Below are 15560 nucleotides of genomic sequence, written 5' to 3'. Positions count from 1 at the left end.
GTCGTTCCTCCCTCAGAATCCCAGCCTTACGAAGTTTTGAAAACTTCGTAAGGCTTTCGCCGGCTTAAAAACAATATTTATTTTCGGCTATCAGTTTTGCTGCAACATTCCTGCGTGCCTGGGTGGTATTAAAATCTTCTGTTTTGGTGAAGCGTTTAAGCCCCATCAGCATCATTCTTCTTTCATCGCCTTCGGCAAACGAGTTTAACGCCTCCCGGCCGGCTTTTGCAAGATGTTCTGCCGCATCGTTAATATATACGCGCATGATATCCAGCTGTTCTTTGCAAGCTTCTTCTCCTCTTAAACCAACCAGTTTTTCTACCCGCAGTTGCAACGATTCGCTCACGTAAAGCTCTATCAGCATATCGGCCAGGTTCATTAGCACTTCCTGCTCTTTACCAAGTTGTGTCATCAGTTTTTGCACGGCACCACCTGCTACCATCAATATGGCCTTTTTAAAATTGGCTATGTATTTCTTTTCTTTAGCAAACAGGCCGTCATCTTCGGCTGCGCCAAAATCGGGGATGCTTACCAGTTCGCCTGCTACTTTTTGGGCCGGGCCCATCAGGTCAAGTTCGCCCTTCATGGCGCGTTTAAGCATCATATCAACCGTTAACAAGCGGTTAATTTCGTTAGTTCCCTCGAAAATCCGGTTGATCCTCGAATCGCGGTATGCCCTGTCCATCGGTGCCTCGGCGCTATATCCCATACCACCGTAAATCTGTACGCCCTCGTCGGTTACGTAATCCAAAACTTCGGATGCGTGAACTTTAAGGATTGCCGCTTCAATGGCATATTGCTCGGTTCCTTTCAATTTGGCTTTGGTTTCATCAAGCCCCGATGCCATTAACATTTCGGTAGCTTCCTCCATATTTTGACAGGCCCTGTATACTGCCGATTCTGAAGCATAGGTGCGGATAGCCTGTTGGGCCAGCTTGTATCTTATAGCCCCGTACTTTGAAATGGACCGGCCAAATTGTTCGCGTTCATTGGCATAACGTACTGATGCGGTTATCACATCCTTGCTTGCCCCTACTGTACCGCCACCTAATTTGATACGGCCAAGGTTTAATATGTTAACCGCTATCTTAAATCCATTTTGGCGTTCGGAAAGCAGGTTCTCCACCGGTACTTTACAATCGTTAAAAAATACCTGCCGGGTTGAGCTCCCTTTGATACCCATTTTGTGCTCTTCGGTATTCAGCGAAAGACCTTCAAAATCTTTTTCGACAATAAAAGCGCTCAGGTTTTCATCATCATCTATTTTGGCAAAAACGGTAAATACATCGGCGAAGCCCGCGTTGGTGATCCACATTTTTTGACCTGTGATGAGATAATGTTTACCATCAGCAGACAGCTTCGCCTTTGTTTTGCCCGAGTTGGCATCCGAGCCCGCAGATGGTTCGGTTAGGCAGTAAGCGCCTTTCCACTCGCCACTTGCCAATTTAGGAACATATTTTTGTTTTTGCGCTTCGGTACCATAATATAATATAGGCATGGTGCCTATACCTGTATGTGCCGAAAACGCCACTGAAAAGGAATGCCCGGCCCCCAATTTCTCGGTAACCAGCATAGATGTTTTAAAATCTTTACCAAAACCGCCATATTCTTCGGGTACCGATATGCCCAATAACCCAAGCGCGCCGGCCTCGTCCATTAAATGCCGCATCAGTCCTTCCTCCTGCTCGTCAATACGTTGCAGGTTGGGGGTTACCTGCTGGGCAAGAAAATTGGTACATGTTTCGGCAATCATTAACTGCTCTTCATTCCATTCTTCAGGAATAAAAATGCTGTCTGCAGCAGTTTCCCTGATCAGAAACTCGCCTCCTTTTATGGCTTTCATTGGTTCAGTGGCATTCATAAATAAGTATTTAATGGTTGTGTTTGGTCCCGTTTTAAAATTCAGCCGATTATACTAATCACTATGTTATATAAGTAATTATCAGCATGTAAAAAGCGCCCCGGTTTAAAGGGCAGCAATTGGTTTTATAATCAGGAGTAAAATTAGCAGCGATGATAAACTAAAGAAAGGGCTGCAATGCGGAGATATTAGTCAAAAAGTCGGATTGGGGTGGGGTGAGTGGTTGATTGGGTTGGATTGGGTTGATTGTGAGTGTTGTGTTGCGCAGCAGTTTCATGTCTGAACCGGGATTAAACAGATTTATCAGATTTTCAGGATTTTCATGAACTCAACTCAATAAACCCAATCCAACCCAATCAGCCAATCAACTTAATGCCCCGATACCGCCCTATAATCGGACGGCGACATGCCTGCATGTTTTTTGAAATATTTGCCGAAGGAGGATTGATCTGGGAAATGGATATCCTCGGCTACCCGGGCTATGCTTACATCGTGATTTCTTAGTAACACCTTGGCCTCCAGTATCACCGCATCGTCTATCCATTCGCCGGCCGTTCTGCCGGTAACTTCCTTAACGGTTTCTGTTAAGTGTTTTGGGGATACATACAACGCATCGGCATAATACTGCACGTTACGATGTTCTTTATAATGATGAAAAACCAGTTCCTGGAAAAGTACGTTCAGTTCCTGTTTCCGGGTTTGCTTACCCTTTATAATGATGTGCTGCTTTTCATAAATAGCTTGTATTTCGTAAAGCAGTGTCATTAAAGTACTCCTGGATATTTCAACATTATAAGGATGCCCTTCACGTTCTAATTTTTTCTGGATCAACAGGTAAATTTCCAATATCATCCTGGCATCTGCGTTATCGGGGTAAATTACCGGGATAGATGCGCTTTTAAAATAACTGAATGACTCCAAAAAGTGGCTGTTGACGCTATTTTCTGTTAAAAAGGCCTTACTGAACACAACAAAACGGCACAAAAAATCATCGCTGCTGTTATAAATTCGTAACACATGAAAAGGGGTTGCCAAAAGCATAGCATCGGGCCGGGCATCGTATACCTGCAGGTTAACTTCAACCTTGGCCGTGCCGCGTGTGCAAATACCTATTATATAACCATCCGACCTGTATGGGTATTCGCTCAAACTTAACAGCTGTTTTTCGTCAACAACAAAAAAATCAGCGCCGGCCAGCTTGTCGGCATATAGATCGGCAAATTTTGATAAGCTTAATTGTCCAACCTTATTGCTCATGTATGTTTTAATTATAATTATTTAATTCTTCTATTTTTCAAAAAAGGCCCCAAAACGGCGAAAGTTTTACAGTATTTTTTGCCCCTTAACTTAAATATAGGCGTTATCCGACTTTTTGACTAATATCTCCGCATTATAGCCCTTTTTTTCTTTTCAATCCAAACTAATTTTATTYCCGATAGCCGCCAATTGTAATCTACATGCAATTGCCTATTGTAACCAATTATATTTTTATGAGAAAAGTTTTACTTCTGATGCTTTTTATAGCACCGTTAACGGCTTTTTCCCAGGGTTTCCAGGTGAACCTGGAAGGGCAAAAGCAAATAGGTATGGGCCATACCGGGGTGGGTACCCTTCAGGATGGCGCATCTGTATTTTTTAACCCCGGTGCAGTAGCCATGCTGCCAGAAAACTACATACAGGGCGGCATAAGCCCATTATTTTTCAAATCTGATTTTAATCCGGCCGGCACATCAACTCAAAACAGAACCTTGAATAAAGTTGCAACACCATTTGAGTTTTATGCTGTTTGGGGTCCTAAGTCGTCTTTTTGGAAATTAGGGCTTGGCGTTTATACACCCTTTGGCGGTTTAACCGATTGGGGCAATACCTGGCAGGGTAAATACGTGCTGGAAAGCCTTAATCTGAAAGCTATTTATTTTCAACCTACACTAAGCATTAAACTGGCCGATTTCCTGAGTATTGGCGGTGGTTTTGTTTATAACCACGGCAGTGTTGACCTTACGCGTGCTATTCCCCTGGCAAACAGCTCCGGTGAACCAGGCCAGGCCGAATTAAAAGGCAGCGGAAAAGGCTACGGATGGAATGCCGGTATATATATCAAAACAGAATCGGGTATTACCGTGGGGATAACTCACCGTTCGCAGGTGAATACCACCATTCCCAATGGTAATGCCATTTTTAAAGTACCTACATCAATACAAAGCAGTTTCCCGCAGCCAAATACGTTTACTGCAACCATTCCGTTACCGGCCACCAATTCTATCGGCTTTGGGTTTTATCCCAGTAATAAGTGGATCCTGGCGCTTGATGTTAACCTGGTTGCCTGGGATGCCTATAAAACATTATCATTTGATTATAAAACCAATACAGCGGCTTTGCAAGACACCCACTCGGCCAGGAATTATCAACAGGCTGTTAGTTTACGTGGCGGCGCACAATACAAAGCTACAGATAAGCTTGCCCTGCGTTTCGGCGGAGGCTACGCCAGCACAGCTGTTGCAGATGGCTATGTAACGCCCGAAGCACCTGATGCCAACCGCGTTTATGGCACACTGGGCTTAGGTTATACATTAGCCAAACACCTGGATATAGATATCTCGTTTGAGTATGAACACCTGATGCAGCGTACCCAAACCAATATCGAATCGCAGCTATCGGGAACATTTAAAACTGATGTATATATTCCTGGTATCTCATTGGCTTATCACTGGTAATTCTTAAAAGAAATTAATACATGAAAACACTTAAACAGCATATTTATATTATTGCAGGGCTACTTTTATTAGGTGCCTGCAAGCCCGAGATCCATACTCCAAAACCGGTTGCCGGCTCGGCTGATTTCTCGCGGTACATATCGGTGGGCAATTCGCTTACAGCGGGTTATGCCGATGGTGGCTTATACCTTGCAGGGCAGCAGGTATCATACCCCAGCATTATTGGTAAACAAATGCAGGCAGTGGGCGGCGGCGCATTTACCCAACCCTTGTTCAGCACCGCCCAATCAAACGGATCGGGTTACTTATCGTTAACCGGTTTTAATGCCGATGGTACGCCAATAACTACTGCGGTTACCACAAACCTGGGTATCCGTGGCCAGGTAACTGTTCCGGGTTTTGGTAACGTTATTTTATATACCAAATACTCGGGCGATATTAATAACTACGGCGTACCGGGTATTAAACTGTTGCACATCACCTATGCACCTTACGGCAACCTTAACGGGTATTTTGAGCGCCTGCTGCCCGGAAATCCGCCAACAAACTCCACCACCTATCTTGATTTTGTTATGGCAAAACCGTTCACCTTCTTCTCAAACTGGCTGGGGAACAATGATGCTTTAAGTTATGCTACATCAGGCGGTGCCGGCGATGTATTGACAGATAAAAATACATTTGCCTATTTGTATAACGTATTGATAACTACCCTTACCTCCAAAGGGCAAAAAGGTGTAGTTGCGACGATACCCGATGTAACTTCTATACCTTATTTTAATACCATTACCGTTTCGGCAATACTGGCAGGAGTTCAAAAAGCAAACCCGACTGCCAAGGCGCTTTATATCAAGGCACTGGTTTCGGGTAGTACTTATGCGCCACGCGCGGCAACAACCAATGACCTTATTGTGCTTACCTTCCCGACAAGCAAAATTGGCCAGCTGGTTACAACACCTTATGGTAACTTACCTTACGGCTTAACCCCTTATACGCCAATAGATAACCAGTATGTACTTGATGAAAAAGAGGCTATCCTTACCGAAGATTATGTTACATCATATAACAATACCATAAAAACGATAGCCGCAGCAAAAGGCCTGGCTATTTTTGATGCTTACACTTTTCTGCGAAATATAAAACAGAACGGAATGGTGGTTGACGGGGTAAGTGTTAATTCCAACTATATCAGCGGAGGCCTGTTCTCGCTGGATGGGGTGCACCTTACACCACGCGGTTATGCTATAGTGGCCGATGAATTTATCAAAGCCATTAACGATAAATACAATTCGTCTATACCGCGGGTAAACATATCAGATTATAATGGGGTTAAGTTCCCTTGATGCAGTTGGCGGTTTTCAGTTTGCAGGCTGGGGAACATCTGACAGTTGTTTTGATAATTCCCAATTGATTATTATATAAACAGGATAAGCTACTCATCACCGGGTAGCTTATCCTGTTTTGGGGCGACATGTTTTACTTTTTTTGCGCCGGGATAAGTTCCTTTAGCTTTTCGTTGCCGTTGATGGTTTTTAAACCTTCTTCGTAGCCTATCATAAAAATTTCATCCACTGCATCGGTATCAAAAATACCGTAACCGCCTAAATCGTGTGGCTCAATAACTATATCGCACAACATTTTGTGGGTATTAAGCCCCGAGTTGATGGCTATCATAGCGGCCCTGTCAACCAGGTTACCAAATGATTTGATAGAGGTAACCACCGGTAAGTGGTTACACGATGATCCAATGATCAGGTCGCAATTACCCACTAACGGCTCGACGGGAAAATTATTCAGGATACCGCCATCTATATACATTCGGTTGTTGATGGTAATAGGCTTAAAAATTCCGGGTAAGCAGCACGAGGCCAAAACCGCCATGTCCAGCTCTCCATCGGTAAAGTAAACCAGCTTTGCTTCCCCCAGGTCGACAGCGGAGACGGTGATGCGCGTTTGGAGATTTTCGAAGGAATTATGCGGAATATATTTTGATATTAAAAACCGGGCTTTTAATATCGAGATCAACCCATCGCCACCAAAAGACGGGCGCAAAAGTTTAAGCAGGCTGTTGTCTTTAATCAGCTGCAATATTTCTTTTGGCGCATATCCCCCGGCAAAAAAAGCCGCGGCTATTGCTCCTGCACTTGTGCCCGATATATGCGAGAATTTAATACCATAATCTGTTAGCGCCTGCATTACACCTAAATGCGACACGCCCCTTACACCGCCACCCGAAAGTGCCAGTCCTATTTTTTTTGCCTTACCTTGATCGATACCTGAATTCATTGTGTATTTGTTTGTGAGCCATGTTATAGTGCCCCAATATTTGAGTGCGGGCAATAAGGCCTACTTTAATTCAAATAAGGTTAAAAATTTTGTCATATCATATTTTTATATGTTTTAACGGGGCAAACGCATCTTAAGTGGGTTAACATAACTTAACACATTTCAGATAAAATACTTTCAAGTATTTGATAGTCAATATCTTATATTCAATCATGGTTAACACTAAATTTAGCCTTTCACGTGTGAGTACAACATCCCGGAAAAAAATTCAGGCTAAAAAATGAGATTGCCGGGAATTGTAGTTACAGCAGGTTGTGATTGGATGCCGCCCCATTGCCAAACCGGTAACTAATGGATATTTCATGCGTGGCGTTGTTAAAGCCGCCCAAATTGGCTGATAAGGTGCCAAACTGGTAGCTGTAGCCTACATGGAAAGCATTCATATTTATGGTAACAATGCCGGCCATTGCGTTATCGGTGTTGTAGTTGATGCCAATGCCCAATGCCTGTTTCATGTACAACGTGCCGGATACATTAACCACAAGCGGCACGCCTTTGGCGTAGGCAACCAATGTTGCCGGTTTAAATTTAATATCCTCGCTGATATTGGTCAGCAATGCTCCCGAAAAGTAATAGTGGCTCTTGAAACTGGAATTGTTTTGTATAGATGCGGTACCCAAACTGGTTATGGTAAGCTCGGGCGCCGAGATTCCCAGGTAATACCAGTCGGTATAATAGATTACGCCAAATCCAATGTTAGGTTTGGTTCCCCGCACATCATTCCTGAAGGTGGGGTCGTTGGAATCCAATGATGAATAATTGGCCGTATAGTTACGGATACCGCCATTGATAGATACCGCTAAATAACTGTCGGGGTCCAGTTGAATCCCTTTTGCAAAATAGGCATTTACTTCGGTCTGGTGTTCTATTGCCAGCCGGTTGTCAAACACAATTAATCCGGCTGCGCCGTCAATAGATTCGATAGGCAGGTTTCCGTTGATGAGGTGGGTTACCGGCGCTCCGTCTATCCCCACCCACTGTTTACGGGCCAGGGTATGGATCGATCCAGCTTTATCCAAAAGGGAATAGGCCGGGTTAAAGGGTGTTAGGTTATCCATGTACTGGGTATAACTAAAGGCTTGCTGCTGGGCACAAGCACTGTGGCCTGTTACTATAAGTAACAGGCACAGGCTTAATGTAACAAGCAGGGAAAACTTGTTGTTATCAATCTTATTCATATCCCGCATCATGCCGCGTTATCAGTATTTAATGATGATGAAACCGGTTTTATGTTTATTTTCTTCGCCTTTCTTATATTCCAGCGTGTAAAAATAGGTGCCGGGTTGCTGCATGGTACCGCTGATGCTGGAGTGGCCGTCAAATACATTGGAGCTGTTATCATAGCCTTTTGCTTCAAATATTTTAACACCACTGCGGTTCATGATCGTTAATTTATTATCGGGGTAGGCTGTTAATCCGTCTATGATCAGCACATCGTTAATACCATCCCCGTTTGGCGAAAGGCCTTGGTGTACTACAATGCCTTCGTTGATGATGTCGCGCTGCGGCGGGGCTACAGCCACAGGTGCGCTCTTTAATGACATCAAGCCTGACGGAGGTTCTGTTCCGTAAATGAGCTGTCCTTTATAGTAAACCGTAATGTGGTTATTCTCTTTCATGACGTCTTTGGCCATGTACGAGTAATCATTCAGCTCATTAAAGTTCGACCAGTCTGCCTTGGTAATACGGTACTGGATGTTGCCCGACGAACTTAAAGGATAAAGGGTGCCTGCGGCCGAATTTACCGCAAGTTCAAAATAGGTATCGGCCCCGGTGAGCGCGGTAGCTAATGGTACAAAATTACCACTGATGTTACCGCTGCCTTTTTTAGCGTAATCTATCCAACAGTTCAGGCTCTGGGTACCGTCTTTGGTAAACCAGTAACGGGCTGTGATATCTCCAAAAGTTACAGGTACGTTGCCGGTATTATTAATTGCCAGGTAGGTGCTGATGGCATTGCCGCTGGTACCGGTGTTTTGGTTCTGGTAAAACACGTTAAGGCTGGTAAGCGGGGTAACGGCTGCCGGTTCGGTTCCCCATATCAGCATCCCGTTGCGGTAAAGCGTAATGTGGTTGTTATTAGCATAGCTGCCGGTATTGCTTTGGTAAGAGTAATCATCCGCCTCATTCAATAATCCCCAGTCCTGGTTGGCAAACCGCGATTGGATTTGCCCGGTATTACCGCCGGCACCCAGGTTGCCTGTTAGGGCAAAACTATAGTCGATGTAGCCCAGGGCACCATTCCGTGGCTGATCCAACGGAACATATTTCATTTTTACATTGCTGTTCCCCAGCTGGGCATAGTCTATCCAGGTATTCATGCCGGCATAATTCTCGGCCGTAAACCAGTAACGCATGGTTAATTCGCTGTAGGCTACACCAACGGAATCGGCATTCACTACTTTCACATATGGGCGGGCTATGTTATTGGTTAATTGCCCGGCATCGCCATCCTGGTATTGTACCTGCAGGTTAAGCGGTATAACCGTTAAGGTTTGGCTAAGCGTAGTATCTTTATAAGTTGCATTGCCGGGCTGGCTGGTTGTAATAATAGTTGTGCCGGTGCCAGTAATATGAACCAGTCCGTTTGTTACCGTTGCTACACCCGTATTATTGCTGCCAAGGCTTACCGGCAGGCCCGATGATGCGGTAGCCGAAACATTAAAGTCAGCATCACCTGGTCTTTTAGCAGGCAGGGCATTGAACGTAATTGTTTGGGCCAGTTTGTTTACCGTAAGGCTTTGGCTTACCGGACTTGCCGCAAGATAGGTAGCATTCCCGGTTTGCGAAGCGGTGATGTTTACTGTACCTGCACCTTTGATGTGAATTTTTCCATTTACAATGGTGGCAACTGTGGTATCAGCACTTACATAAGATGCCACCAGGCCTGAGCTTGCTACTGCGCCTGCATAGAAATCAGTATCGATAACAGTTTTAGGACTTAAAGTACTAAAAGCTATTGTCTGTCCTTTTTTAACTATGGTTAAAGTTTGATTCATCGATGTTGCTGCTTTATAACTTGTATTGCCGGCCTGCGAAGCGGTAATAACAGCTGCTCCCGCAGCTTTAATATGAATATTGCTGTTAACAACTGATGCGATTGTAGTGTCGGAGCTGGCGTATGTTAACGCAAGACCGGAAGATACGGTAGCTGGCGGCGCAAAATCGGCATCACCCATTACTTTTTGTACAATTGGATTAAAAGTTATGATTTGATCGCCCAGCAGATCGGCAGCAATTTCTGTGGCGCTTAATGCCCGGCTGTATATCTTAAACCCATCTATCGAGCCCTTGAACATGGGATCGGCAGAAAACTGCGATTTTCCTAAATAATTGGCACTTGTAGCGCCCAGGGCCGATGGTTTAATGCTAATACCTGTAGATGACGCCACCGAAGTTCCATTGATATACATGGTGCAGGTACTGCCCGACCGTGTTATGGCCAGGTTTGTCCAGGTGTTAAGTGGGAAAGTATAATTAAAATTAAAGTTCTGCTCGGCAGCCGATCCGTTTTTAATGGCATAGCGCACCGTTGATTTCCCGCTTACCACGGCCGCCTGAACGCTTAAAAACATATACTGGGTAGTGCTCGATCCAAAATCAAATACACGCATCCATGTACTGATAGCATCCATCCTTACCCAGGTCGAAATGGTGAAATCATTTAGCGTACTCATAATACCCGACGGAAGGGTGGCATATGAATTAGCTGTACCATCCAACAGGAGCGATTGGCCGTACTTGCCGGTACCACGGCTGGCTGTAGTTGCCAGTGTGGCATGGTTTGCGCTCCAGGCGTCAATCCCCTTTGTTCCGGCAGTTTCGTCAAATTTATAATAGTCGTTTTGGCCGGTATTTGGTTTCGCTACTACCTCTAAGCTGTTTGGGCTTTCGGCAGTACTGTCAATTGATGTAACTACATAAAAGTAGGTACTTCCGTTAGTTACGCCGGCATCTGTGTATTGCGTGGTGCTAACATTTGCAATAGTGGTATAAGGCCCACCCGAAGCTGAGGCACGCTTAACTTTATAGGTAAAGTTTGATATCGGCACCCATTCTATGATGTTTTTAGCATCGCCCGCGGCAACCAATAACCCGCTTACAACATTACTTTGAACGGTTAAAACCAGGGTTGCTGTGCCGGTGGTGTTCCCGTCTGACGCGGTTAGTGTTACTGTAAACACTCCCGTTTGCGTAGGAGTGCCGGAAATTACCCCGGTACTTGTATTAATATTAAGCCCTGAAGGAAGCCCGGTTGCCGAAAAACTATTGGGCGATTTAATAGCGCCAACTGTATAGTTAAATGGCTTCCCAATCAAAACAGTATCGGTTAAAGCGCTGGTAATGGTAACAAGCACAGTACGGTCGTCCAATAATACCACATCATTTCCTGTTCCGCCTTTATAGGTTATCCGGAAATTGTATGCACCAACGGTAATCAGCGCCATTTCGGGCAAATTTTTAAAGGTTCCGGCGATGGCACTGGTACCAGTGTTATCTATAATAGTATAGGATGTACCCAAGGGCAGTGTTCCGGCAATACCTGTTACCGACAATTGAGGAGAATTGGCCAGGCTCACACTGGTAGCTGTTACCTTATCTCCCGCAGCACTTCCCAAATCAATTTCGGCATTGTAGGTAGCATCAGATTTTAATGTTAAGGCTCCGGTTATCAGCGAACCGATGGCCTGGTTTCCGGGCTCAAGTATCGCCCCTGTTCCGCTTCCGGTTCCGATAGTAACTGATCCTGAACCCTTACCGGTTCCGCCGAATGAACCGGCTGTAACCGTAAGCGCGCTGTTAAATACGCCGGACGACGGATCGTTATTCAGCAAGAATTTTCCGCCATTGATGGTTGTGGCGCCGCCATATGAATTATTGCCGCTAAAAATAAGTACGCCCGAGCCTACTTTTTCAACGTTCATTGAGCCCGACATGACGCCTCCAAAATTTGTATTAAGGTTTAATGCACCAATGCTGATGGTAGGACTGCCTCCCGCATCTGTCCGGATTGCCCCCCTGCCGGAAAGTGCGCCAAAACTGATGGTACCGGTTGCGAACAGTATCCCCTGGCAGTCGTTTCCGTTGGCATCTAGGTTCCAGTAGGCCTTGGCACTGCCCGATTGGGGAACTTCAAAACGCACCCGGTTGTTACCGCTGCGTAATTTGGATACAAAAGTACCGGTGAAATTGCTGTTATCGCCAAAAAGGTGTAGGCCTGCGTAAACGTTTCCATCCTGTATAATGGTGCCGCTACCCAAAAGCTTACCATACAGGTTTATGGCGTTACTGGTTTGATAAAAATAACTGGTTTTACCCGCAGCTATTTCAAAATCGTTATAAAATGTCGCATCGCCGTTTGCAGAGAACAATGCGCCGCCATTCATAATAATTTTACCTGTGCCCAGCGGACCAGATGTTGGCGCCGAAGGCGTTCCTGTGCCAATGCCCGATACCTCCATGCCGTATACAGGGGGCCAGCTTTGCCCGTTACCGTTTAGCGTGGTATTACCGGTATAAGTATTGTTTCCTGATATATAAAGATATCCTATGCCGTTTTTAAGCAAACTTCCGTTGCCTCTTATGCCGCCAGTGAGGGATATAGTACCGTTGGTTACGGTGTTTACATTGAGTAAAGTATCCAAAACAATGGGCATGCTCAGCGTATGCGAGGTTGTAGCATTGTTAACCAGGTCATTCCTTAAACGAAGCGTATCGCCGGATATGTTGTAGCTATTTGCGCCAGCGTTAAATTGCATCCGCGAAACCGCAAGCCCTTTAATGTCATTAGTCAAAATGGTATCGGCCGATGCATTGAACATAACGATGGCCGGGCTTGCCGGGATAGCATTTTCTATCCAGTTGGAAGCCAGCTTTAATGAATCGGTTTCGGTTGCCGGTTTCCAGGTATACAAACCAGACCCGGGAACCCCGAATGCCTCGATCGAATTCGTGCTTTCTTTGGTTTGCCCTACTGACGAAACCACGTAATAATAAGGACTTCCGTTACTTACATTTACATCGGCGTAACTGGTACCCGGCACATTGGTTACGATTGTATAAGGGCCACCACTAACGGTGCTTCTTTTTACATTATAGGTTGCTGCTCCGGAAGCGGTGGTCCAGCTTAAATCAATTTCTTTGTTTTTATTGACCACAGTGGGTTGTGCAGGGGCCGCAGGCGGAACTGAAGCAAAGACCTCGTTGGAGTTACCACTTTCCAGATTCCCGGTAAGGGCCGTAATAACATAATAGTTATTTACTTCGGGCACAGGAGAAGCATCAGTAAAGCTGGTACCGCTAACCCCTGCCTGGATTGTTGTATATGCACCTCCGGCGCTTAGCGAACGTTTTACCGAATAACCGGAAGCGTTGGCCGAAGCTGCCCAGGTCAGTTTAATTTGCGAAGCGTTAACCACCGATGCCGCGGCCGAAGCAGGCGCTGCGGGCGTTTGGTTATTGATAACGTTGAAGATGAGGGTTGCCGTACCTGTGCCGCTGGCATTGGTAGCTGCTGTGGCAACTTCGCTTTGCCCTAAAGCAGTAGGTGTGCCGGAAATAATACCCGTAGCCGCATCAAGGCTAAGCCCGGCCGGCAAGCCGCTGGCATTATAAGAAGATGGATTAGCACCGGCGGTAATATTATAACTAAAAGGTGTGCTAATAGTAGCTGTGGCTGTGGTAGCACTGCTGATATCCGGAGAGCCGGCCGGCGCAGTTCGACTATAAGCTACATTGCTGAACGTGGCCGTATTGAGTGCCGAAGCATTACCAGAGATGGTATAAAACCCGGCATACAGATCGGTTGGGAAACCTGTTGCAGAATACCAGCAACTAAGATTGGTCCAGTTAATACCGTCCTGCGAATGGTAGGCGAATATACGCGTACCTACGCGTTCGATTTTTAACCACCAGGGGGCTTTGGGCTGCCAATGATTGCCGATACCGCCTGTAGCGTTGAGAAAAATATCCCAAAATGCGGAACCAGCAGCCAGCGATTGACGTAACATGACGCCGCAGCCGCCGGTATTGAGCGACATGCTGTTAACTTTTACCACCAGGCCAGCATTGCCGCTGATCTTTTTAAAATTGAAGCTGAAGGCATTACTGGTAGAAGTTCCGGCAGAATTAACTGTCCAGACCCCGTTATTCAACGAAGCGCTGCCTGCCAGCCCGGTATTACCGATATCCAGGTTGGTTACGTTACTCACCGCCTGTACATTATCGGCAGGGTAAACAACCGGCGTTAAAGGTGTGGCATGCGAGGTATCGGAAGATTTTAAATACAAAAACGAAAAACCATCTTCGCCTGCCAACGCCCGTATTTGCTCGGTATATGGTGTTGGGATGCCTTTACGCAGCGCATACGCTCCTTTAATAATATTGTTAAACGGATGCCTGTGAACAAATCCGGGAGGAATTCCCCAATTGGTCCAATAACTAGCATAGGCCCCGTATGGGATAAAAGATAAAGTACCGGCGGGCGACTGACTATATTGGCCATATAACTCGCCGATTTTAAGCAAACGATTATCAAATTCTGCAAACAGGTCAACCCCTTGTTTCCAGGCTACTTCGGCGCTCCACCCAAGCGCCTGGATCTGCTCAAACCAGTGGTCATCACGACCAGAGTCGCCTACTTCACCGTTAGGTAAGCTATTCCGCAACCCGCCGCCTGCATCCATGCGGTATACCTCAATGGCTTGCTGCCATAAAACAGGATCTTTTAAATAGGCCGATATACCAATTGCTATTGCAGTTTGAAGAGCCCCTTTATTAGCATCTCTTGTAGGGTAAGGCGACCAGGAAGTTGGAAATAAAACATTACGGAAATAATTGTTTACGTGCGTGTCATTAGCGGCTGTCCACCCGGGAAAGGTGCTTCTCAGGATATCGGCTCCTACAACAAAATAAGCTACCCGGTCGCCAATATCCAGCATATTTTCTCCGCCACCCCAGGTGGTGTTGGTAACCGCCCATGCATCCAGCATATTGGTGGCTTTACGGGCGTATGTGGAATCGCCTGTAAAAACATACATGAACGCCAGGTTATGAATAGCGATCATATCATCCAGCCAGGCCGGGTTGTTTAAATTGGGTGCACGGGTTACCGTAGCAAAAGGGCCCCTCATTCCATAGCTCAACTGCGAATGTGAATCGCCTTTGAGGGAGTTATATCCCGTAAGCCAGGGCTCGGTATTCATATTGGCTTTTAGCTGAGTGAGGTCGGCCTGGGTGAAGGGGACACCAGGGCTTGCAAAGGTTTGGGCAATTACTTGGCCCGTCATGGCCGACGACAAAAGCAAGATTACCACCATTACTAAAAAATAAGTAACTTTTTTTCTCATATAATTTAATATTACACCGGTTTACGGATAGGTTGTTTAGCTTTGGTTATATAGATGTTTGGATAATACCGATACTCAAAATTTAGCTATTGTCTATTATAACCTATAGTTAGCCTTTGCCAATACATAGGCAATTCACTAAAATGTTAGTACAATAACTTTCCGGGATCCTCCCGTTTTGTTTTAGAAAATACAGTTTTCGTTTAACTCCCGATTAACACCGATCGTCTAAAGGCATGAACTGTAAGGTTTATTTGCTTATTGATTTAAAATCAAATGTCGGCCCTAAAATGG

General features: G+C 45.5%; 7 protein-coding genes. 2 read left to right on the top strand and 5 right to left on the bottom strand.

The annotated features are described in order from the left end of the window. Window positions 1–64: 64 nt before the first annotated feature. Together AC1DV1_RS22890 and AC1DV1_RS22885 are read right to left on the bottom strand one after the other, a co-directional pair. A complete protein-coding gene (locus AC1DV1_RS22890; RefSeq protein WP_477363998.1) occupies window positions 65–1861 on the bottom strand; it encodes an acyl-CoA dehydrogenase family protein in 1797 nt (598 codons plus the stop codon). A 369-nt stretch (window positions 1862–2230) separates the two neighbouring features. Further along, the gene (locus AC1DV1_RS22885; RefSeq protein WP_477363995.1) at window positions 2231–3118 is read right to left on the bottom strand and encodes a helix-turn-helix domain-containing protein; all 888 of its coding nucleotides are present in this window, start codon (window positions 3116–3118) and stop codon (window positions 2231–2233) included. A 233-nt stretch (window positions 3119–3351) separates the two neighbouring features. Here AC1DV1_RS22885 and AC1DV1_RS22880 point away from each other — a divergent pair, with 233 nt between their 5' ends. Together AC1DV1_RS22880 and AC1DV1_RS22875 are read left to right on the top strand one after the other, a co-directional pair. Beyond that, window positions 3352–4575: an OmpP1/FadL family transporter gene (locus AC1DV1_RS22880; RefSeq protein WP_477363992.1), complete on the top strand. Its 1224-nt coding sequence runs from the start codon at window positions 3352–3354 to the stop codon at window positions 4573–4575. Between the two features lie 20 nt (window positions 4576–4595). Next, window positions 4596–5915, top strand: coding sequence for an SGNH/GDSL hydrolase family protein (locus AC1DV1_RS22875; RefSeq protein WP_477363989.1), 1320 nt, complete (start codon window positions 4596–4598; stop codon window positions 5913–5915). A 133-nt stretch (window positions 5916–6048) separates the two neighbouring features. On the opposite strand, the gene AC1DV1_RS22870 is transcribed toward AC1DV1_RS22875, so the two are convergent. The 3 genes from AC1DV1_RS22870 to AC1DV1_RS22860 all read right to left on the bottom strand — a co-directional run bounded on the left by AC1DV1_RS22870 (window position 6049) and on the right by AC1DV1_RS22860 (window position 15266). Continuing rightward, window positions 6049–6858: a patatin-like phospholipase family protein gene (locus AC1DV1_RS22870; protein WP_477363985.1), complete on the bottom strand. Its 810-nt coding sequence runs from the start codon at window positions 6856–6858 to the stop codon at window positions 6049–6051. Window positions 6859–7160: 302 nt separating this feature from the next. Further along, entirely contained in the window at window positions 7161–8096 is a 936-nt protein-coding gene (locus tag AC1DV1_RS22865) for a PorP/SprF family type IX secretion system membrane protein (protein WP_477363982.1), read from the bottom strand. 21 nt (window positions 8097–8117) lie between these two features. Further along, the gene (locus AC1DV1_RS22860) at window positions 8118–15266 is read right to left on the bottom strand and encodes a cellulose binding domain-containing protein (RefSeq protein WP_477363979.1); all 7149 of its coding nucleotides are present in this window, start codon (window positions 15264–15266) and stop codon (window positions 8118–8120) included. Window positions 15267–15560: the final 294 nt, after the last annotated feature.

This window comes from Mucilaginibacter sp. P4_D1, assembly GCF_056401935.1.
The sequence above is the reverse complement of the archived record's forward strand: the minus strand, read 5'-3'. Positions and strand labels throughout refer to the sequence as shown.